The sequence below is a fragment of the Serratia sp. X10 genome (assembly GCF_017811775.1).
Classification (GTDB): domain Bacteria; phylum Pseudomonadota; class Gammaproteobacteria; order Enterobacterales; family Enterobacteriaceae; genus Serratia; species Serratia ureilytica.
Map to the genome: position 1 here is coordinate 594,772 of NZ_JAEIOH010000002.1, position 21,531 is coordinate 616,302.

At 59.1% G+C, this 21,531-nt stretch carries 19 protein-coding genes and 1 pseudogene; 9 read left to right on the forward strand and 11 right to left on the reverse strand.

Annotated elements, in window-relative coordinates; translation table 11 throughout:
* Positions 1 to 147: 147 nt before the first annotated feature.
* The gene (gene rcsA / locus J9788_RS08210) at positions 148 to 777 is read right to left on the reverse strand and encodes a transcriptional regulator RcsA (protein WP_019453510.1); all 630 of its coding nucleotides are present in this window, start codon (positions 775 to 777) and stop codon (positions 148 to 150) included.
* Positions 778 to 1,571: 794 nt separating this feature from the next.
* On the opposite strand from rcsA, the gene J9788_RS08215 reads away from it, so the two are divergent.
* On the forward strand, positions 1,572 to 2,213 hold the full coding sequence (locus J9788_RS08215; protein WP_033643593.1) for a GNAT family N-acetyltransferase: 642 nt from the start codon (positions 1,572 to 1,574) through the stop codon (positions 2,211 to 2,213).
* 12 nt (positions 2,214 to 2,225) lie between these two features.
* Here J9788_RS08215 and J9788_RS08220 read toward each other — a convergent pair whose 3' ends face one another.
* Entirely contained in the window at positions 2,226 to 3,641 is a 1,416-nt protein-coding gene (locus J9788_RS08220; RefSeq protein ID WP_046896717.1) for a pyridoxal-dependent decarboxylase, read from the reverse strand.
* Between the two features lie 101 nt (positions 3,642 to 3,742).
* On the opposite strand from J9788_RS08220, the gene J9788_RS08225 reads away from it, so the two are divergent.
* Complete coding sequence (locus tag J9788_RS08225) at positions 3,743 to 4,618, forward strand: LysR substrate-binding domain-containing protein (RefSeq protein ID WP_033650819.1); 876 nt, start codon at positions 3,743 to 3,745, stop codon at positions 4,616 to 4,618.
* Here the strand turns inward: J9788_RS08225 and J9788_RS08230 are convergent.
* A complete protein-coding gene (locus J9788_RS08230; protein WP_108681026.1) occupies positions 4,615 to 6,000 on the reverse strand; it encodes a CoA transferase in 1,386 nt (461 codons plus the stop codon). The genes J9788_RS08225 and J9788_RS08230 overlap by 4 nt on opposite strands.
* A 61-nt stretch (positions 6,001 to 6,061) precedes the next feature.
* Positions 6,062 to 8,242, reverse strand: a complete 2,181-nt coding sequence (locus tag J9788_RS08235; RefSeq protein ID WP_046896546.1) for a glycoside hydrolase — start codon at positions 8,240 to 8,242, stop codon at positions 6,062 to 6,064.
* A gap of 500 nt (positions 8,243 to 8,742) precedes the next feature.
* Here J9788_RS08235 and J9788_RS08240 point away from each other — a divergent pair, with 500 nt between their 5' ends.
* Entirely contained in the window at positions 8,743 to 9,441 is a 699-nt protein-coding gene (locus J9788_RS08240; RefSeq protein ID WP_182264242.1) for an MgtC family protein, read from the forward strand.
* A 243-nt stretch (positions 9,442 to 9,684) separates the two neighbouring features.
* Complete coding sequence (gene mgtA, locus J9788_RS08245; RefSeq protein ID WP_033643589.1) at positions 9,685 to 12,384, forward strand: magnesium-translocating P-type ATPase; 2,700 nt, start codon at positions 9,685 to 9,687, stop codon at positions 12,382 to 12,384.
* A gap of 48 nt (positions 12,385 to 12,432) precedes the next feature.
* On the opposite strand, the gene J9788_RS08250 is transcribed toward mgtA, so the two are convergent.
* The 4 genes from J9788_RS08250 to J9788_RS08265 all read right to left on the reverse strand — a co-directional run bounded on the left by J9788_RS08250 (position 12,433) and on the right by J9788_RS08265 (position 15,413).
* On the reverse strand, positions 12,433 to 13,206 hold the full coding sequence (locus J9788_RS08250; protein ID WP_046896548.1) for a DUF3307 domain-containing protein: 774 nt from the start codon (positions 13,204 to 13,206) through the stop codon (positions 12,433 to 12,435).
* Between the two features lie 2 nt (positions 13,207 to 13,208).
* Positions 13,209 to 13,805, reverse strand: a complete 597-nt coding sequence (locus J9788_RS08255) for a hypothetical protein (protein ID WP_046896549.1) — start codon at positions 13,803 to 13,805, stop codon at positions 13,209 to 13,211.
* A gap of 211 nt (positions 13,806 to 14,016) precedes the next feature.
* Positions 14,017 to 14,196, reverse strand: coding sequence for a hypothetical protein (locus tag J9788_RS08260; protein ID WP_004935085.1), 180 nt, complete (start codon positions 14,194 to 14,196; stop codon positions 14,017 to 14,019).
* Positions 14,197 to 14,291: 95 nt separating this feature from the next.
* The gene (locus J9788_RS08265) at positions 14,292 to 15,413 is read right to left on the reverse strand and encodes a YbdK family carboxylate-amine ligase (protein WP_182264243.1); all 1,122 of its coding nucleotides are present in this window, start codon (positions 15,411 to 15,413) and stop codon (positions 14,292 to 14,294) included.
* A 150-nt stretch (positions 15,414 to 15,563) separates the two neighbouring features.
* Here J9788_RS08265 and J9788_RS08270 point away from each other — a divergent pair, with 150 nt between their 5' ends.
* The 3 genes from J9788_RS08270 to arsC all read left to right on the forward strand — a co-directional run bounded on the left by J9788_RS08270 (position 15,564) and on the right by arsC (position 17,696).
* Positions 15,564 to 15,890 (forward strand): metalloregulator ArsR/SmtB family transcription factor, encoded by a 327-nt coding sequence (locus J9788_RS08270; RefSeq protein WP_046896551.1) that lies wholly within the window; start codon positions 15,564 to 15,566, stop codon positions 15,888 to 15,890.
* A gap of 70 nt (positions 15,891 to 15,960) precedes the next feature.
* Positions 15,961 to 17,250, forward strand: coding sequence for an arsenic transporter (locus J9788_RS08275; protein WP_046896552.1), 1,290 nt, complete (start codon positions 15,961 to 15,963; stop codon positions 17,248 to 17,250).
* Positions 17,251 to 17,264: 14 nt separating this feature from the next.
* Positions 17,265 to 17,696, forward strand: a complete 432-nt coding sequence (gene arsC, locus J9788_RS08280) for a glutaredoxin-dependent arsenate reductase (RefSeq protein ID WP_046896553.1) — start codon at positions 17,265 to 17,267, stop codon at positions 17,694 to 17,696.
* Between the two features lie 26 nt (positions 17,697 to 17,722).
* Here the strand turns inward: arsC and J9788_RS08285 are convergent, their stop codons facing one another.
* From J9788_RS08285 to fdhD, 3 genes are read right to left on the reverse strand one after another with little or no spacing between them, the layout of a single operon-like run.
* Positions 17,723 to 18,685 carry a Dyp-type peroxidase gene (locus tag J9788_RS08285; RefSeq protein WP_033643584.1) on the reverse strand — a complete coding sequence of 321 codons (963 nt, stop codon included), beginning with the start codon at positions 18,683 to 18,685 and terminating at the stop codon, positions 17,723 to 17,725.
* A gap of 34 nt (positions 18,686 to 18,719) precedes the next feature.
* Entirely contained in the window at positions 18,720 to 19,637 is a 918-nt protein-coding gene (locus tag J9788_RS08290; RefSeq protein ID WP_033643582.1) for a bestrophin family protein, read from the reverse strand.
* Positions 19,638 to 19,695: 58 nt separating this feature from the next.
* A complete protein-coding gene (fdhD, locus tag J9788_RS08295; protein ID WP_046896554.1) occupies positions 19,696 to 20,538 on the reverse strand; it encodes a formate dehydrogenase accessory sulfurtransferase FdhD in 843 nt (280 codons plus the stop codon).
* Between the two features lie 295 nt (positions 20,539 to 20,833).
* On the opposite strand from fdhD, the pseudogene J9788_RS25065 reads away from it, so the two are divergent.
* Positions 20,834 to 21,013 (forward strand): annotated as a pseudogene (locus J9788_RS25065) (DNA polymerase V); the annotation flags it as partial.
* A 107-nt stretch (positions 21,014 to 21,120) separates the two neighbouring features.
* On the forward strand, positions 21,121 to 21,492 hold the full coding sequence (locus J9788_RS08300; RefSeq protein ID WP_152665173.1) for a hypothetical protein: 372 nt from the start codon (positions 21,121 to 21,123) through the stop codon (positions 21,490 to 21,492).
* Positions 21,493 to 21,531 lie beyond the last annotated feature (39 nt).

Consider the following 21,531-nt stretch of genomic DNA (forward strand, 5'->3'; position numbering starts at 1 on the left):
TTTTATCGACGACATAAAAATACCCGTTGCGCTAGCGGGGGATAACGCAGCAGGTATTCTTTTGGTTATCCCAGCGTTTGAGAACCGGATTACGTTATCACCGGATATTTAACGATGGGTAAACAAAGTGGGGGCGTTCTCTACGGTTCAGCGGCTATTGACGAATATTCCACTAGTCAATGTGTCGGTCAAACGGACAACGTGGTAAATGATCTGCTTGTTGTGCGTTTTTATTTTCCGCTTGATGTTTCCCTTGTGGGAAGAGACCGTTTTGGCCTTTATTTGCATCTGGTCTGATATCTGGATGGTGCCTTGCCCGGACATCCACATGCGTAACATGTTCGATTCAGTTTGGCTCAGCGTCACCGGCGTTTGATCCAGAGAAGATTTCTCCACCCGTAGGGATTTTTTCTCGAGATAATGACTAAGTAGCTGATTCATAGTCTCTGGTTTGATGGATTTTGACGATATGATGACGTTCTTGCGAACATATAAATAATCGTCGAAATGTACATTGGTAATAGCCATGAAGATGAAGAATAACGTATCCGGGTGCAGTGAAATCACCCGTTTTATTCGCTCCGTGGCGTTTGCTTCATGGATGAAGCAGTCCTCGTTAATAAACACCAGGCTAGGATTCAACTTACTGCATTTTTCATGCAGGCTGTCAATGTCCTCGATGGCATTAATATGGCGCTTCTTCACGCCATGCGAAGTCAGATAGTCGGTTAACCCCAATCTGGTATAGCTACATGAATCCATGATAATCGTTGGCATATCGCACCCCCACTTAAATCCGTTTTACTGCGGTAATATGAGAAAAAGCCTAAAAAGCCGAAAGGCAAAATGGAACAATAATTCAGTGTAGCGAGTGTTCTATCAATAAACACGACGGCACTCAATGATATTTTCATACTAAACTTATTAATCGCATGAATCTATAAGTTTGGCTTAAGTCAGAGCGATCCGCTACCCGCCCGGCGTCGGCATGATGGGCCTGATTCGCGCTTGGCGCCCGCGCCTGCCGGCATTGTCTGCTGATAATCTGTTCATCATGTCACGAAACAAAATTTTAGTTTGCTAGGAAAAGTCTTAAAAAAAATTCATGTGTCGTTTTTTTGAAGTCTTTTAGCGTGCCTTTTAAGTGCTCAAAAAGTACTCACTCCTGGGTTCTTTTGTTTTTAATCATAAAAATCATTACCTTATGATTGTCTTGGTACCTTTCGATAATGATAAGCGCTTCTGTTTTTATCATAACAACAAACAAAAGTTAACATTATTGCTGGAATGTGTAGCTTAATTGTTGCTATAAATCACCATTTTACAATAGGTTATGTGGATATTTATTTCGCATGAAATCATTTGTGTGAATGTTTATCGGTGATTGAGTGATTTTTCTAAACTATCGTCTTGCCAGCCGGTCGGCAGGGGCGGCGGCAGGTCGCAGTTGTTTCTGACCCGCGCCGGTTTTAATTTGCTTTTGCACCTTTCAAAAACAGGATGTCGCGGTGAGACAAAATCAATATGGGCAGCCGATAGGCGATGCCCTCCCTCATTGGCAGCCGGCAGGCATGCCCGGGCAAGCGTTACTGTCAGGGCGGTTTTGCCGCCTGGAACCGCTGAACCTCGAACGCTGGGGCGACGAGCTTTATCAGGCTTATCAAACCGCCGAGGACGACCGCGACTGGACCTATCTGTTTTGGGCGCGGCCGCAGACGCGCGAGGATTTTCAGCATTACCTGCAGGCCCTGGCGTCCAGCGCCGACAGGCGCACGATGGTGGTGATCGATCAGGCGAACGGGCGCGCGGTAGGAACCTGCGCTTTTTTGCGCATCGATCCCGCCAACGGTGCGGCTGAACTGGGCACCATCAACTGGTCCCCGCTGATGAAGCGCAGTGCGCTCGGCAGCGAGGCCATTTTCCTGATGCTGCGCCATTTGTTTGACGATCTGGGTTACCGGCGCTGCGAATGGAAATGCGATAGCCTCAATCTGCCTTCGCGTCAGGCCGCCGAGCGTTTTGGTTTTCGCTATGAGGGCACCTTCCGTCAGGCGGTCGTCGTCAAAGGACGCACGCGCGACACCGACTGGCTGTCGATCATCGATGGAGAATGGCCGGCGCTGCGCTCGGCGTTTGCCGCCTGGCTGTCGCCGGATAACATCGGCGACGACGGGCGGCAAGAACGGCGTTTGCAGGCCTTTCAGCCCGGGTGACGCGCCAGGCGTTTAGGCCGTCTCCGCCAGGCAATGGCGCAGCGAGTCCAGCGTCAGGTGAATGTCCTGTTCCTCCGTCATCCAGTTGACCAGCGCGGCGCGGATCCCCGGCTGGCCGTTATAACGCGTAGGGGTGCAACGCACCACCCCATGCCGGCTAAGGCGTTCGAGAAAGCGATCGCGCGCCGCTTCGCTGTCGCCCTGTGGATGACTGAGGGCAAAGCACACCACGTTCAGATTCACGGGCGCCAACAGATGGAAACCGTCCTCGGCCGCTAACGCCGCTCCCAGCGCCTGCGCCAGTTCGACATTGCGCTCGACGATATCTCGTATGCCGCTGCGGCCATAGGCTTCCAGCGTCAGCCAAAGCGGCAGGGCGCGGAAGCGGCGCGAATTTTCCGGCGTCAGATGCAGATAGTTGTCTGGTCGCAGCGTCGGTGCTTCCAGGTAGGCCGAATGGTTCTGAAATACCTGCATCTGCAGATCCAGATGGCGGGTAAATTGGATCGCGCTGTCATAAGGCACGTTCAGCCATTTGTGCGCATCGACGGTGATGGAATCGGCATGCTGCCAGCCCTCGAGCCTTGGGGCGTAGAGCGGCGAGCAGGCCGCCACGCCGCCGAATGCCGCATCGACATGCAGCCAAAATGGATAACGCTCTCGCAGCGCCAGCAGTTGCGGCAGGTCGTCGAAAGCGACGGTATTGACCGTGCCGGCACTGGCCAGTACCAACGTTGGCTGGCCAGCGCCGGCGGCGAGCTGCCGCTCCAGCGCCGCCATATCCATGGCTTCAGACTCCGGCAGGCTGGCGACGATCGTCAACGCCTCGCGGCCGATACCGAGCATGCTGAGCGCCTTCACGCTGCTGGAATGCGGATTGGCTCCCAGAATCCGGATCGGGCCCAGCGCCGCCAGGCCTTGTTGGGCGATATCCACGCCGCGCTGTTGCCCCAGCCATTGGCGACCAATGGCCAGCCCGGTGAAATTGGCCATGGTCGCGCCGCTGACCAGGCTGCCGCTGAACGTTTCCGGCAGGCCCAACAGGGATTTCAACTGCGTCACGGCCGCCAGCTCGATCGTGGCTGCGATGGTATCATGGCTGAGCAGGCTATTTTGGTCTGTCACGCTAACCAGCCAGTCCGCTGCGACCGCCGCCGGGGTGCCGCCGCCGGTGACGAAGCCGAAATAACGCGGGCCGGCGCTGGCGGAAATGCCGGCCTGATAACGTTGCCAAAAGCGCTCCAGCGCCGCCAGGGCGCCTTCGCCGTTTTCGTCGAGCCGATCGTCGCCCGGTTGCAGCTGCTGATGCTCGAGCGGTGGGCAGACCGAGCGTTGCTGCAGCCCAGCCAGGAAATCTTCCGCCAGTTGGCGGGTGCGATCGAGGATCTGCGGAAACTGTGCGAGGTCCTGTTGTAAACGTGGGTGCATGGCGGCTCCGAAAGCGTCAGGGATGATGGGGTAAACATAGAACATTTGCCTGCCGGTCAAAATCGATGAAAAATAACCTTTTTGGATAGCCTGGTTAACCAATGATGAGTGAACGCATTCCCTTGCATGTCTTGCCGACCTTTGCGATCGCCGCCAGGTTGGAAAATTTGCGCGCTGCGGCGCAACAGGTGCATTTGACGCACGGCGCGGTCAGCCAGCAAATTCAACTGCTGGAGCAGGCGGTCGGCTATCCGCTGTTTGAACGGCGCGGGCGCGGCGTGCGCCTGAATGCCGCCGGGCGAGAGTTGCTGGCGGCGGTAGAGCCGGCGCTGCAGGCGCTGCAGCAGGGCGTCGCCCGCGCCCGGCGAGCGGCGGCAAGCCAGACGCTGCGCATCAGCGTGTTGCCGTCTTTTGCCCATTACTGGCTGCTGCCGCGTCTGTCGGCTTTTCATGAGGCCTGCGCCGATATTGCGCTGGATATCGATGCGTCGTTGGCGCTGCAGGATCTGTCGCAGCGGGGGTTCGATGCGGCGATCCGCATCGGCAGCGGTCAATGGGCGGGGCTGCAGGCGCAGCGCATCGCCTCGGGGGACGTGTTGCCTGTCGCTTCGCCGGATATGGCGCGAGAATGGGGGGCGGCTTTCGAGAACGGTGGCGATATTCCGTTGCTCGAGCACGACGTCAGCCCCTGGCGCGACTGGTTCAACGCGCAGGGGCGCCCGTTATGCGGGCGGCAACAGGCGTTGTTCAACGATGCCGGATTATTGATTCGCGCAGCGGAGCAAGGGTTTGGCATCGCGTTGGCGAAAAAGCTGCTGGTGCAGGATGCCCTCGACGCGGGGAGGCTGGTGGCCTTGGCCGCGCCCTGTCGCCTGAGCGATGACGACGTTTATCTGGCATGGCCGCAGACCGCCGGGTTGACGCCGGCGGTCACCCGCTTGCTGCAGTGGCTTCAGCAGCAGTTGGCGGCGATTTAGCGGCGTAGCCATTCCGGTTGCGAGGTGCCGAGCGTGGTCGCCGGCAGCGCCCATTGCAGCGCCGTGCCCTGCAGACTCAACGGCGCGCGCAGGCGTTGCGCGGCCCCCCAGTAAGTCAGTTCCGTTTCAGGGTTCTCGTCGGCGCTTCCGGCCGGTGTCAGCGGTTCCGGCCGATAATGCGTCGGGTAGGGATGCGCCAGCAGCAGCTGCGCCGTCCGCGCCAGCGACAAGCGCGCGCGATAGCCGGTGCCGCGGCTCAGACGCTGCGTCATACCGGTCAACACCGCCGCCGCCATCAAATAGCCGGTGGCATGATCCAGCGCCTGTACCGGCAGCGGCACCGGCAAACTGGCGCTGCGCCAAACCATGCCCGCCTCCGCCAGCCCGCAGCTCATCTGCACCAGACTGTCGAAACCGCGCCGGGTGCGCCACGGCCCGCTCCAGCCGTAGGCATTCAGGCAGACGTCGATCAGGCCCGGCGCCAGCGCGTGCCTTTCCTCCGCGCCATAGCCCAGTTTCTCCAGCGCGCCGGCGCGGTAGCCGTGCACGATCACGTCGGCGTTTCTCAGCAGGTGCTCAAACGTATGGCGATCGCGCGCATTGGTCAGATTGAGGCGCGCGCTGCGCTTGCCCAACATCACTTCGTGTTCGACCCCGGGCTCATCCCACCCGTAAGGATCGATACGCAGCACGTCGGCGCCCAAGCCGGCGAGAAAACGGGTGGCGATCGGCCCGGCGAGAATGCGCGTCAGGTCCAGCACCCGCACGCCGTGCAGCGGCCGGGCGACGGGCAGCGTCCAGCCGGGCGATGGCGCTTCCGGCTGCAATGCGGTGTGGATCAGCGGTTCGAGCGCCACGCTTTTACCCTGAATATGTTGCCGCCACGCGGCCGCCGAACGCATTTGGGCTGCGCAGCCGCCGGCCGCGATCACCGCTTCCTCCAGCTCGCTTTTTTTCCAGGCCAGCACACGTTCCGCCAGCGCGCCTTTCTTCGATGCCGGGCCCAGAACCTGTTCCACCGCTCGCCGATGGTGCGGCGCATTGGTATGCAGGCGTATCCAGCCGTCCGCCGTGGCGTAATCGCCGGCCAGCGCGTCCCAGGCTGCGGGCAGCGTCCAACCCAGCGGGCGCAGCGTCCAGCCGAACCAAAGCGAGGCCAGGCGTTGATCGACCCAAACCTGCTGCGCGGCGGCGCCCTCGCGCCGCAGCAGCTCGGCGCAGGCTAAACCTGCGGCGCTCCAGGCGGCGGTGGCTAATTCGGTCACGGGAAAAGCCGAAGGCAATGCGCCGGTGCCGCTTACGGTGAGGCGATCGGCGGGGGCGGGGCATTGCCCGAGGCTTTGCCAAATCTCGTCGAGCAGAGTGTGGATCAGGGGAGTCATCGGCCGCTCCTTGTGGGTAAACGAAAATATAGCCTAGCGTAGCCCACTGCCGGCGGCCTTGCTAAGGTGCGATATCGAGAGTGCGACCGTCGGCCAGTTTGGCGCGCACGCTGTGGGGCGCCACGCCGCCGAAAGGCTGCGCGCTGAAATTGGCGGTCAGGGTCGATCCGTCGCTGAACGTCGTCTGTTGCACCCAGCCGTCCCGATCGAGCCAGCGGAAGTCGGTTAACGCTTTGTCCCACAAGGCCTGATGCAGCGGCCGGAAGGCGGCGTCGGCGCGTTTTATCGCCGGTAAGCGCGCCGCCAGAGTGGCGCGGCTCAGGTGGAACATCGGCGCGGTGTTGTACAGCTGGCTGAGCAGGCTGCGGGTGGTCTGAACGTCGCTGAACTTCAGATTGTCGTAATTCCAGTGGTGACTGCTGACGATAGCATCGTGGAAAACGGCCTGGTACAGCGGCAGGCGGTAACGCGGATCGAATTCGACGGTACGGTAGGGCTGTTTCACTTTGGCGGGGCGGAAGAAAAACGCCGGTTGGGCGTTGGGCCACCAAGCGCCGAGATAATAGGGCGAGGATTTATCCTGATTCATCTGTTTATCTCCCCAGCCGAATCCCCAGGTTTCCATGCCGTGGGCGAACATCAGGCTGCGCGCGGTCACTGCGTTGCCATCCTCTGAGCCCAGCGGCAACTTAAGGGTGGCGCTGAACCAGGCGAGCCGGGCGTTGCGGGCTTCGGCCATCTGCGCCGCGCCGGTTGGGTGGTCGGGCTGATAGTCGTCGGACACCATGCCGGTGCCGTCCACATCGAGAAACAGGCTATTCAATCCGGCCAATTGCACCAGTTCGCGCATGCGCTGTTGAGAATAGGGCAGGACACAGCCTGGATTGAGGTAATAACCCTGTTTACCGAAGCCGGGTTTCCTGCTGCCGTCTGCGCGCACGATGGCGCAGGATTCCCGCAGCGTCGTCGGCAACTGCGCGGTGAGCCAGCTGTCGTTGACGCCGCGCGCGATGGCGGTATCGTAGGAGTCGTAGCTGGCGATCAGATAACCGGCCGCTTTGGCGGCGGCTACCGCTTGCGGGTGCAGGAAGGCGGCGGTCCAGTTATCGGTGCCCAACCACAGGCGCGGCAAACCGGCCTGGCGCAGCGCGTCGATCACCGGTTTGGCCAACCCTTGCCCCCAACCGTCCGCTGGGGTTAACCAGCGTCCCAGCTCCCGTTGCGCCAGCGCCCGCACTGCGGCGGCCTGGCGCTGCTGCGCCTGCAGAAAGTCGGCGTCATCCGGCGTTGCGCCTAGCGCGAACTGCGCCGTCAACGCCCGGTTGATGCCGTCCATCAGGGGTTGTTGTTGCCAGCCCTCCGGCGTTTTTCCCGCCAGCCGCAGCAGCAAGCTTCTGCTCTCGGCGTCCATCTTCTGCCGCAGCGCTTCGGCGGCGGGAGAGGCGAGGTAGTGCAGTAATCCCGGCCAATCCTTGACATCTTCCGCCGCCAGCAATTGGTCGCCCCACAGATAGATATGGGTAGCGCCGATCAGTTTTTCGCCTTCGGGCGCCTGCTTGATCTTCTCGCGCAGGCTGCTGAACCGGCCGTTTTGTTGCAGATAGTCGCGGTAACGGCGGGCGCCGGACAGCGGGGCGTTGCCGACGTGCAGCAGCACCTCGAATGCCTGTTGTTGATTGAAGCGATTGAATTGGTGGCTGGCGCGCATCGCCAGCTTTTCCTGCGCGGCGGCGAAGGCTATCTGGTTACTGAACGGCGTCAACATCAGCCAGCTGTAGACCTTACCCTGGTGTTGCAGGCTCCACAGCGGCAGTTTCAGATCCCAGTTGGTATCCAGCGGCGTCATTTCCGTCGTCAGGTAATGACGCCAGACCGCGTTGTCCAGCGGGATGCGGCTGCCTTCGCCGATCGGCAACAGCAACGTTTCCCCCTGTGGCATACGATACCAGTTCAGGGTTTGCGGCCGATCGCTGCTGAAGCTCAGGCGCAGATCGCCGCCTTCCAGACGGGCGCTGACGTTGATTGCGCGTTGCGGCCATCGCCAGCTGGCGCGTCGTGGCGTTGCGGTAAGATCCGTTACCTGCTGCGCAGGCTGCGCCAGATTGATCGGCACCGGGCCTGCGGCGATATGCAGCGTGGCAGGGTCGAGTTCAAATTGCACGTCGCCTTGCTGCAGCAGTAAGGCATCGGCGGGAAAACTGATGAGCAGCGCCAGCGCGAGCGCGGAAAGCCGTTGTTTCATCGGGGCGTCCTTGGAAGATGAAAGAGGGCAGTTTACCGATAAGCGCACTGTCGCCCAATGTCGCCATCTTCTATTTGTGACATCGAAATATAAACGCCGTATTCCAGTTTATTTTTCGTTTAATAAATTAGCCTTTACTTCATTACCCGACGTCACTATACTCAGCCAAAATTTCAGTGGAGAAACCCAATTGGACAGTTGTAGTTGTAATCAAACAAATAAGGCAAGCTGACCAATTCTCTTCTGATTTGTTGCTTGCCGTTATCGGCGGGCAGCACCCCTCTCCAGTTATTTCTGAGCTGTGCATACCCGAATAAGAAACGTTTCCTGATGCTTGACGGTTTCAGGTGAATTGAGTTGGACGTTATTATGGTATTCTGCAGCCACAGCCTTTTCCCTCCAGGCGCGACACGCTGATTCGCTGATTTATTTTCAGCGCGATTTCGCGTGTGCTAAACAGCACATGATTTTATCTCCTGCGGTTAATTAAGGGGACAGTCATGGCTATGACTCCTTTCGTTTTGAATTTATTGCTGGCGATGTGCCTGGGCGCGGTCATTGGCGCCGAACGCCAGTGGCGCCAACGCATGGCCGGCCTGCGCACCAATGCGCTGGTGGCGACCGGCGCGGAGGTCTTTATTCTCAGCTCCATGTCCACCGTTCCGGCCAGCGCCGGCCGCGTGGCGGCGCAGATCGTATCCGGTATCGGCTTCCTCGGCGCCGGCGTGATCATGCGTGAAGGGCTTAATATTCGTGGCCTCAACACCGCCGCCACGCTGTGGTGTTCGGCGGGGATCGGCGTACTGTGCGGCCTGGGCCAGCATTGGGATGCGGTGGTCGCTACGCTGGTGATCCTGTGCGCCAATATCCTGCTGCGCGAAGCCGCGCAGCGCATCAATCTGCAGCCGCAACAGCAGGCGACCGATCTGGAACTGTGCTATCGCATTCAGGTGACCTGCGGCGAACAGGACGAAATTCTGGTGCGCACCCTGATCCTGCAGGCGCTGAACGGCGTCGCCTTGCGGCTGCAATCCTTGCGCAGCGCCGATATTTCCAGCCCGGGGCAATTGGAAGTGTGCGCGGAAATTACCGCTACGCCGGCCGCGCAAAAAGAAATCGAAGGTATTGTCTGCCGCGTCAGTCTGGAAAAAAGCGTGAGTGCTGTTCGCTGGCGCGTCGCGTCCGAATTACCGGTCTGATTAATGATATAAATATTGATTAACTTGATTATATGTTCAGGTTTATTCATGCACGCCTTGAATAACGCTGAGCATTAAGGAGGCGTTATGGACGATGACCCCGGAAGGAAAATGATTCCAGCGTGGCTGACAGGGTAATTCCGCCATTTAGTCACGCTAATAAAAAATTCCAAGCTGCGCATAGTCACCTGTTTATCGGGCGGGGCTTCGCTGTGCGCAGAACTAAAATAAGAGAATAGCGTTATGACTCAGATTAATGAAAGAACGCGTCGCCGTGATAAAGACGCGGTGACCTACGCCATTGCGCAAGAGGCCACCAACAGCATCGCTCAAACGCTGGCGAACCTGAAGTGCAACCGCAACGGCTTGACCCAGGACGACGCCGATGAGCGGCTGGAGCAGTTCGGCGCCAACCAGGTCGCCCATGACAAGGCGCCGCATGCCCTGATCCAGCTGATCAAGGCCTTCAACAACCCGTTTATCTTCGTGCTGATGGTGCTGGCTGCGATCAGTTTCTTTACCGATTATTGGCTGCCGCTCCAGAGCGGTGAAGAAACTGAACTCACCGGCGTCATTATCATCCTGACCATGGTCACGCTGAGCGGGCTGCTGCGTTTCTGGCAGGAATACCGCACCAACAAAGCGGCGGAAGCGCTGAAATCGATGGTGCGCACTACCGCCACGGTGCTGCGCCGCAGCAGCTACAGCGCGCATCCGCTGACGCTGGAAGTGCCGATCCGCGAACTGGTGCCGGGGGATATCATCCAGCTCTCCGCCGGTGACATGGTGCCGGCCGACGTGCGTCTTATCGCCTCGCGCGATCTGTTCATCAGCCAGGCGATTTTGACCGGCGAGGCGATCCCTATCGAGAAATACGATGCGATGGGCAACGTGGCGCAGAAGTCGAGCGAAGGGGAAGTGTCCAGCGAGAACGCGCTGCTTGAGCTGTCCAACATCTGCCTGATGGGCACCAACGTCGCCAGCGGTACCGCTACGGCGGTGGTGGTGGCGACCGGCGGGCGCACCTACTTCGGCTCGCTCGCCAAGTCGATCGTCGGGACACGGGCGCAGACTGCGTTCGATCGCGGGGTGAACAGCGTCAGCTGGCTGTTGATTCGCTTCATGCTGGTGATGGTGCCGGTGGTGTTGCTGATCAACGGCTTCACCAAAGGCGACTGGAGCGAAGCGGCGCTGTTCGCGCTGGCGGTGGCGGTCGGCCTGACGCCGGAAATGCTGCCGATGATCGTCAGCTCCAACCTGGCGAAAGGGGCGATCGCCATGTCGCGTCGCAAGGTGGTGGTGAAGCGTCTGAACGCCATTCAGAACTTCGGCGCCATGGACGTGCTTTGCACCGACAAGACCGGCACGCTGACCCAGGACCGCATCATTCTCGAGCACCACATCGACGTCAACGGCGCCAGAGATAACGAGGTGCTGCACCTGGCCTGGTTGAACAGCTTCCATCAGAGCGGCATGAAGAACCTGATGGATCAGGCGGTGATCCGCTTTGGCCGCGGCAAACCGGGGATTGAAGCCCTGGGGCGTTTCAGCAAGGTGGATGAGCTGCCGTTCGATTTCGTGCGCCGCCGTTTGTCGATCGTGGTGGCGGATGAGAATGGCCGCCAGCAGCTGATCTGTAAGGGCGCGGTGGAGGAGATGCTGGAGATCGCCACCCACGTGCGCGAAGGCGATCAGACGCTGGTGCTGGACGACGCGCGCCGTGCGGCGTTGCAGGCGCTGGCCCGAGAATATAACGAAGACGGTTTCCGCGTGCTGGTGCTGGCGACGCGCGAGCTGGATGCGCAGCGTCCGGCCGAACCGCTGAGCGTGGCCGACGAACGCGATATGGTGGTGCAAGGGCTGCTGACCTTCCTCGATCCGCCGAAGGAGAGCGCTCAGCAGGCGATCGCCGCGCTGCAGGAAAATGGCGTGACGGTGAAGGTGCTGACCGGCGACAACCCGGTGATCACCTGCAAAATTTGCCGGGACGTCGGGCTGGAGCCGGGCGAGCCGCTCTCCGGGCTGCGGATTGAACAGATGGATGACGAAGAACTGGCGCGCGAAGTGGAACAGCGCACGGTCTTCACCAAGCTGACGCCGCTGCAAAAATCGCGGGTGCTGAAAATGCTGCAGGCCAACGGCCATACCGTCGGCTTCCTCGGCGACGGCATCAACGATGCGCCTGCGCTGCGCGACGCCGACGTCGGCATCTCGGTCGACACCGGTACCGATATCGCCAAGGAGTCGGCGGACATCATCCTGTTGGAAAAGAACCTGATGGTGCTGGAAGAGGGGGTGATCAAAGGGCGCGAGACCTTCGGCAATATCATCAAGTACCTGAACATGACCGCCAGCTCCAACTTCGGCAACGTGTTCTCGGTGCTGGTGGCCAGCGCCTTCATCCCGTTCCTGCCGATGCTGGCGATCCACCTGTTGATTCAGAACCTGATGTACGACATTTCTCAGCTGTCTCTGCCGTGGGACAAGATGGACAAAGAGTTTCTGCGCAAACCGCGCAAGTGGGACTCCAAAAACATCGGGCGCTTTATGCTGTGGATTGGGCCGACCTCGTCAATCTTCGATATCACGACGTATGCGCTGATGTGGTACGTGTTCGCCGCCAACAGCGTGGAACACCAGGCGCTGTTCCAGTCCGGCTGGTTCATTGAGGGGCTGCTGTCGCAAACGCTGGTGGTGCATATGCTGCGCACCCAGAAGATCCCGTTCATTCAGAGCACGGCGGCGTTGCCGGTCTTGCTGACCACCGGGTTGGTGATGGCGCTCGGCATCTACATTCCGTTCTCGCCGCTCGGCGCCCTGGTTGGCCTGCAGCCGCTGCCGTGGGAATACTTCCCGTGGTTGGCCGCAACGCTGGTCAGCTACTGCGTGGTCGCACAGTTGATGAAGCGTTTCTATATCCGCCGCTTCGGCGAGTGGCTCTAAGCCGCCTCGGCGTTCACTTCGGGGGCGAAATTCGTCGCCCCCGCACCGCTACAGCAGTTTGTTGACCAGCAGGCCGAGCATGATGGTCAGCGTGAAGGAAAACAGCGTGCCGAGCAGCACATACTCGGTACGCATCTTATCGTCACTTTGGCGCAGATCGCCGAAACGGAAGATAGATTTGGCCGCCAGCAAAAAACCGATCGCCGGAATTTGCCCCAGCAGCACAAAGGTCAGGATCAGCGTTCTTTCCAGATAGCCAATCTGTTTGCCCGCGCGCAGCAGCGAATCGTTGTCGGCCTTGGCCGAAGGCGGCATTTGCGGCGTCCAGCGCGCCAGCAGTTGCCCAATCAGCAGGCTCATCGGCAGATAAATCAGGCTGTAGGCCACCAGCACCAGGCCGGTTTGCCAACTCCCCAGTTGCCGTCCCAACGCCGCGAGCAGTTCACCGGCATTCGGCGTCAGCCCCAGCCACAGCAAGGCGATCACCGCCAGATGAAATCCCTGATCGAGCAGAAAGCTGCGGGCCGGGCTCAGGCGGATCATGGCGGTGACTTTCAGCAAATCGATCAGGTAGTGGCTGACGGCGATAACCAGCAGGCTGACCAGTACCTGCAGTGAAGACAGTCCGCCATGCAGCAGGCCGAAACCGGCCACCACCCAGGCGGCCAGCACCCCGTGCAGCAACGCGTGCAAAAGCAGAAAACGCGAACGTGCGCGATGTTGGATTTTATCTTCCACCCAACTCAGCGGCTGCAGCGGAAAATCCGCCAGCAGATGGACGATCAACAGCCAGGCCAGTAAAGGCGCATAGGTCAGATCCATAGTCAGACGATCCTGTTAATGGCGTGAATAAACCGCATGATCTCCTCATAGGCCGCGCGTTTGAGCGTGGCGGAGACCGTGGAAGCGGCTTTTTGCAGCTGCTCGGCTACCGCCGCGCCGCTGTCGGCGAACATTCTCGCCTGGACGATGCGCGCTTCGGTCTGCGACAGGCGGCCAATGACATGATCTAACATCGGCAGCAGATCGCTGACAATGGCGTTTGTCCGATCGTTGTCGGTTTTCAGAGCCAGGCGGCAATTTTTCGTCATGGCGTCCAGCGCGCTGCCGGAGTTGATAAAGGCACTGCCGTAACCGGCGGCGTCCGGCCGTTGGCTACCCAGCCCGACGGCGATGCGCGCATCCCAGTGCGCGGCGCCCATCGCCCGCAGCGCAGTGCGAATATACACCGCCAGCAACAGCCCGTCCTCCGGCGCGGCCTGCGCCTGGAAGGCATCGCCGCGAAAGATTTCCACCTGGCGCAGCCGCCCGTCGTGCTGCAGCCGCTCGAGCAGGCTGTGCAGCCCGTTGAGGTAGTTGACGGTGTCTGACCGGCGAGAATCGACCAGATCGCCGCTGATTACGCTGATTGGCGTCGGCATGGCGTGATCCGTTGTGGATGGGGGATGACTATAAATTCGCACCTGAATACGAATATGTCAATAATTCGTCTCTAAAGGCGAATTTTCCGGGTGTTGGTCGGTGGAGGTGAAACGTCGGGGGCGAAGAGAAAGGAAGAGACGGCCGGGAATGCGCGGACCTGTCAGGCCCGCCACCGGCGGCGTAGACGGAAAGAGGCCGGCGACCGGCCGTTCAGAAGCTTTTGACCAGCACGTCACGCGGCATTTCACTGCCGTGTTTCAGCAGGTGCTCAAACGATCTTTCGCTGCTTTTCAGCTGCTGCAAAAACTCTTGCGGCGACAGATCGTGCTTTTTGCCGCTCATGTAAGCCAGCGCCAGTTCTTTTGCCTGATAGCGGGAGAAATTGTACATAGCGTCCTCGATACGGTGAATGTCAGTGCTCACGATTGTAGCGAAAGAGCACATAATGAACAGCCGCTTTGGCGTATGGAATCGATAGCCGAAACTTAACTTGCCGGTTGCAACAGCTCATCGCACAGGCGTTTGATGACCTGGTTTTGCGGCAGGCCGTTGTGCAACATCTGGCGGATATGCTCCGAATCGCTGATGCCCCGGCGTACATGGCGCTCGACCGCCTGCAGCACGGCCCGATCCACCTGCCGCTCGGCGAAGCCGCTCAGCGTGTCGAGGGTGTGCAGGATATGTGCGGTCAGGCTGCAGCGGCGCAGCGTGACGGGATCGACGTATTCGGCGGCGAAACCGCTGCGATAGGCGTTGATCTTGTTGTAGTTGGTGAAGGCATCGTACTCCGGCGCGATCGGCGTGCGGTGTTGCAACAGAAAATCGGCCAGCAGACGGCAGTAGCCGACCAGCAGCGTGGCGTGCGCGAGGCGCAGCGGCGTATCGCAGATGCGAATCTCTACCGTGCCCAGCTCCGGTTTCGGCCGCGCATCCCAGTAAATATCCTTGACGCTGTCGATGACGCCGGCGGCATGCAGCCGGTCATAGTAGGCGTTGAATTCGCGCCAGCTGTAGATGTGTTCCAGGCAGCCGTAATTGGGGAAAGAATTCTGTGCGCTGAAACGGGAGCTGGCAAAGCGCGTATCGACGCCCTGGTACAGCGGTGACGAAGCGCTGAGCGCGATCAGCTGCGGAAAATAGGGCGTCAGCGCATGGCACAGGTACATCGCCTCGTCTCCGTCGTTGACGCCGAGGTGGATGTGTTGGCCGAATACGCAGGCCAGCTTGGAGAGATAGCCAAAGCGGCTGGCCAGCTGCCTGTAGCGCGCGTTGTCGCTGATGACCTGCTTGCGCCAGTCGTTGCTCAGGTGGCGGCCGCCGCCGCAGACGTCACAGCCCAGGCGCCGTGCGCTGCGCCGTGCGCTGCGCCGGACGGTATCGGTCAGGGCGCGCAGCTCGGCGTGCAGCGCATCGAGATCGCGGTGCACCGAGCTGTTCAGTTCCACCATCGACTTGGTGAGCTCATGTTTGACGCGTCGGCGGTCGCCGACCGCGCTGACCACCCGATCAGCCCGATCCGTAAGATCGTAGTGCTCGTCATCGACCAGCTGCAGCTCTATTTCGGTGCCGATGGAGAGTCTTTCCGACGGTTTGAATGTGAGCGGCATGGCGCCTCCTTCCCATAAAAACAGCGTAAGATAAGTATAAGTTGTTGGGCAGGGGATAACGCCTTGCGTTTTATATTTGATTTTTCGAATATGAAGATGGTATTTTCACGACCGATTTGTGGAGCAGATAAAGGTTAACGGGAGTGCGACATGACGTCATTGACGCCGCTGAAGCTGTTTAAAAACTTGTCGGACGAGACGCGTCTGACGCTGGTGCTGGTGCTGCGCCACGCCGGCGAGCTGTGCGTATGTGAGCTGTCGGGCGCACTGGCGCTGCCGCAGCCCAAAATATCAAGACATCTGGCGATGCTGCGTGAAAGCGGGCTGTTGCTCGATCGGCGCGATGGCAAGTGGATACATTATCGCCTGTCGCCGCATATGCCGGCCTGGGCGGCGGCTATTATTGAGCAGGCTTATCAGTGCCGATCAGAACAGATGACGGAATTGGCGCAACGTGCGGCGAAAGGTTGCCCGTAACGATAAAAAAATTTGCCCAAACACATTCGAAAATACATATATGTAAACCTGAAGAAGCAGCGAGGCGGCGATGATAGTGGCAGGGACAATCTTTATTCTGACGTTGATTTTGGTGATTTGGCAACCGAAAGGGCTGGGCATCGGTTGGAGTGCGTCGATCGGGGCGGGATTGGCATTAGTGAGCGGCGTGGTGCATGTCGGTGATATTCCCGTGGTGTGGCAGATAGTCTGGAATGCGACCGCGACCTTCATCGCCGTCATTATCATTAGCCTGCTGTTGGATGAAAGCGGCTTCTTCACCTGGACCGCCTTGCATGTCGCACGTTGGGGCAACGGCAAAGGTCGATGGTTGTTTACCTACATGTTGCTGCTGGGAGCCGTAGTGGCGGCGCTGTTCGCGAACGACGGCGCTGCGTTGATTCTGACGCCGATCGTGATCGCCATGCTGTCGGCGCTCGGTTTTCGTCCTGCTGCCGTGCTGGCGTTCGTCATGGCGGCGGGCTTTATCGCCGATACTGCCAGTCTGCCGCTGGTGGTGTCCAACCTGGTAAATATCGTTTCAGCGGATTTCTTCCGTCTGGGCTTTACCGAGTATGCGGCGGTGATGGTGCCGGTCAACCTTGCCGCCGTCGCGGCGACGCTGGTGATGTTGCATCTGTTCTTCCGCAAGGATATTCCGCAGCGCTATGCATTGACGCGTTTACCGGTGCCGCGGGAAGCGATTCGCGATCGCGCGACGTTTCGGACCGGCTGGGCCGTATTGGCGCTGCTGTTGATGGGTTTTTTCGCCCTGGAGCCGCTCGGCGTGCCCGTCAGTTTGGTCGCCGCTTGCGGCGCCCTGGTTTTGCTGGCGGTGGCGAAACGCGGGCGAGCGATCGATACCGGTAAAGTGTTGCGCGGGGCGCCCTGGCAGATCGTCATTTTCTCATTGGGCATGTATCTGGTGATCTACGGGCTGCGCAACGCCGGTTTGACCGATTGGCTTTCCGGTGTGCTGGACGCGTTGGCACGGCAGGGGCTGTGGGCGGCGACGTTCGGCACCGGTTTCCTGAGCGCATTTCTCTCTTCCATCATGAATAACATGCCGACGGTATTGGTGGGGGCGTTGTCTATTGACGGCAGCAGTGCGGAAGGCGTCATCAAACAGGCGATGATTTACGCTAACGTTATCGGCAGCGATCTCGGCCCCAAAATTACCCCGATTGGCAGCCTGGCGACGTTACTGTGGCTGCATGTGTTGGCACAAAAGAACATCGTCATTACCTGGGGCTATTATTTCCGCGTGGGGCTGGTGATGACGTTGCCGATTTTGTTTGTCACCCTGGCCGCGCTGGCATTGCGGCTGTCCGTTTTGTCCTGACCGGAGAAACCGTCATGAGCGACATCAAGATTTACCATAACCCGGCCTGCGGCACGTCGCGCAATACGTTGGCGTTGATCCGCAACAGCGGCGTTGAGCCGGAGGTGATTTTGTATCTGGAAACGCCGCCAAGCCGCGAACGATTGATTGCGTTGCTGGCCGAAATGGGCATGACGCCGCGCGCATTGCTGCGCAAAAACGTCGAGCCTTACGCCGAGCTGAAACTGGACGAAGCCGGCTGGCGCGATGATCAACTGATCGACTTCATGCTGCAACAGCCGATCCTGATCAACCGCCCCATTGTGGTGACCCCGCTCGGCACGCGTTTGTGCCGTCCGTCGGAGGCGGTGTTGGAGATTCTGCCGGATCCGCAGCGCGGCGCCTTCAGCAAAGAGGACGGGGAGCCGGTGATTGATGCGCAGGGCCACAGGATAACCAACGGCTAATCGCTGCGGCCCCGCATTTCATCCAATCAGTGCAGTTCGGCGCCGCTGCGATCGGCCAGCGCTTCCAGCAGCGGGGCGGAAGGCACGAAGAACAGGGTGCCGGTCACCGCGTGGCTAAAATCGAGCAGCCGATCGTAGTTGCCGGCCGGGCGGCCGATAAACATGTTTTCCAGCATCTGCTCGATCGGCTGCGGGGAGCGCGCATAGCCGATAAAGTAGGTGCCGAACTCGCGCAGGCCGGGGCGGCCGAACGGCATGTTGTCGCGCAGAATTTTCACCTCGTTGCCTTGTTCGTCGGTGATGGTGGTCAACGAACTGTGCGACGACGACGGTTTGACCGCTTCATCCAGCTCGATGTTGGACTGTTTATGGCGGCCGATGATCTTCTCCTGCGTTTCCACGCTGAGCGAATTCCAGCCCTGCATGTCGTGCAGGTATTTCTGCACCAGCACATAGCTGCCGCCGCTGAACGCCGCGTCTTCGTCGCCGATCACCGTGTAGTCGAAGGCTTCGTGCCCCTCCGGGTTCTCCGTACCGTCGACGAAGCCGATCATGGCGCGCTGATCGAAATAACGGAAGCCGTGCACCTCCTCGATCACCGTCACGGCGTCGCCGAGCTTGGCGGTCAACTGAGAGGCCAGTTCAAAACACAGATCCATTTCATCGGCGCGGATATGCAGCAGGATATCGCCGGGCGTGGCGACCGCAACGCGCTCCCCGCTGCCGATCGGGCTGAACGGATGCAGCTGGCGAGGGCGCGGCGCGCCGAACAGCGTATCCCAGGCCTCGGAGCCGAAGCCGCAGACGCAGGTGAGATTGCCCGCCGGCGCGCGTTTGCCGACCGAACGCACCACGGCGGCGATATCGCCGCACCAGGCGCGCACCGCCGCCAGATGGGCGGGAACGGGCGACAGGGTGGCGACGATGAAAATGGCATGGCGCGTCACCGGCGTGAATACGGCTTGCGGCGGGGTGTTATTTGCATTCATTGCATTCGGCTCCAGTGTGTTCGGGTGAAATAGATCAGATCAAATTAAAGTGCTCGTCGGGTTTCATCGGCGGTGGCAGCGGGCTTTGGTCGTTCATTTCCAGCAGGTTGCGCTCGATGGTGTTGCAAATGGCGTTTAACGGCAGATGGTTGGCCGACACGCCGAACGGATCCTCCAGCTCTTCGGCCAGTGAGTCCCAGGATAAGAAGGTATAGGAAATGAACACCGAAACAAACGGTGTCATGTAATGCAGATCGGTCACCAGGGCAAAAGGCAACAGGCTGCAGAACAGGTAAACGGTGCGCTGCAGGATCAGGGTATAGGCGAACGGCACCGGGGTGCTGGCGAGCCGTTCGCAGCCGCCGAGGGTGTGAGACAGTTCGCTCAGCTTATCGTCGATCAGCCCGAAGGTGATGTCGCTCAGCAGGCCCTGACGGCGCAATTTGCCGATTTCCTGGCCCAGCATCAGCAGGATGCGGTTGGTCGGCATCGGGCTGGCGATCACCTCTGCCAGCTCGTTGCCGGTGAGATTGTGGTACAGATCGGCGGTGGGGTCGGTGCCGCGCAGCTGATGCTTCAGGCTCCAGCTAAAGGCGATCAGCAGCTTGGCGACCTTTTGCTGCACCGCCGGTTCGTCCGGCAGCAGGCTTTTTATCTGGCGCAGCAGGGTGCGTTCGGTAATCAGCAGCGAGCCCCACAGGTTGCGCGCTTCGACAAAGCGGCTGTAGCCGGCGTTATTGCGAAAGCCGAGAAAAATGGCGATGGCGATGCCCAGCAGGCTGAACGGCGCGATGGTCAAATGCACGCCGAGCTGTTCGTACCATTGGTAGCTGATCACCGCCACTATCGACATCAGCACGTTCAGCGACAGGCGAAAGGTAATTTTTGACAGCACGGAACCGTGCCAGGCGAACAGGCGAAAAAACCAGTTCTGGTGCGGGCGAATTATCATAACGTGGGTGCTTCCAGGTGTCCTGCTATTGAGAATAGTCGATTCTTATCCGGCGGCGCTATGCCACCGTTGTCGATTGCCAGAGCCGTTGCGGGTGCGTATAGACGGTGGCGCGCCCCGGTTTGCTGAAGCCCACCAGCGTCAGGTTGCTGCGCTCGGCCACTTCCACCGCCAGACGGGTGGCGGCGGAGACGGCGAACAGGATCTCGACGCCGCACATGGCGGACTTTTGCACCATTTCATAGCTGGCGCGGCTCGAGACCAGCGCCGCCCCTTGCGACCAGGCCTGTTGGCTGCGGTAACCCAGCAGTTTGTCGAGCGCCACATGGCGGCCAACGTCTTCACATCCGCCGCTGAGCGCGCCGTCCGGTTGGATCCAGGCCGCCGCATGGGTGCAGCCGGTCAGTTTTCCCACCGTTTGCACTTCCTGCAGTTGAGCCAACGCCCGGTCGAGCTGGGCCAAATCGAAACGTTGGGTGAAGGGCAGCGGCGCGATGGGTTGAGCAACCTCCTGCAGCTGCTCGACCCCGCAGACGCCGCAGCCGGTGCGGCCGGCCAGGCTGCGGCGCTTCTCTTTCAGCTGCATAAAGCGGCGGCTCGAGAGCTCTACATGCACTTCAATGCCGTTGCAGGCCGGTTGTTGACGGATGTCGTAGATATCGTCGGGGGAGGCGATGATGCCTTCGGACAGCGAAAAACCGATGGCGAAGGCCGCCAGATCTTTTGGCGTCGCCATCATCACCACGTGGGAAATGCCGTTGTACACCAGGGCGACCGGCACTTCTTCCGCCAGCCAATCCGGCTGCGCCTGAGCCAGATCGGTGCGCTGCCAGACCGCATGGCGAGACAGGCAGGCCTGTTCGATGTCGTCGGTTTCTGCGAGGAGTAGGTGCTTGTTCATAACGTTCTCGTGACCGTCGGTGACGAGGCGCCGACGGGGATGAATGCTTATTGAGCAGGTGTGGGGATTATACAGGATTCTGATCCCGCTCGCGTAGGGAATCACGCCCTGCAGGTTATCCACAGTTTTAGTGGATAACGTGTGTGCAAGGCAGCGTGAAACCGTTAGCAGGCGTAAAAAAAAATCGCTCAGAAAATTATTATATTACGCGGCAAAGCGCGATCCGTCGGGGAATAGGGGGTTGCACGCGTTCGCGTTTTGTTTATGCTTTACTGTATAAATATACAGTTTGCTTATGATTATGCTGAGTACTTTAAGGTTGTATGCTTTTTCACCAGGCGAGCCCCTGACGTTACCGCTGTTTGCCGATCGCGTGGCCTGCGGTTTTCCCTCCCCGGCGCAGGACTATGTCGAGAGTCGGCTGGATATCGGCAAGTTGTTGGTGCGGCATCCTAATGCCACTTATTTCGTGCGCAGGCCTTCTATAAAGAAGTTGAGACTGATTAAAAAGCAGCCTTAATGTACAATAATTTTCGATATCCAAACTGACCCCATGAACAATCAATGAGTGAGAGGTGAAAGATGATTTCATACAAAAAAACCATATCTGCTCTTGTCATATTCGCTTTATCTAATGCTGTGGCATATGCGAATGATTTCGACAAATCAAATGAAGCGATGGCAATTTCAGCAATAGGTTTTTCTGGCTCAAATGCTCGTGTTGCACATGATGTTTGTGGGGCAACCAATGAGAAAATTGATAAATATAAAAAACAAATAAAAGACTCATTAACTAGAACATTAAAGTATGAACAGTCAGGATTCGATACGCATTGGGATAATGGTTGGAAAAATGCTGATTTTTTGGTTAAGTCATTAAGTAATGATGAAGCCTATAAAAAAGAATATTGCCGAGAGGTTTTAGATGGAATTAATAATCCTGAAATGAATTAAGGATTATTCCTTATTCGGGGGGCTACGCCGGAACCCCAG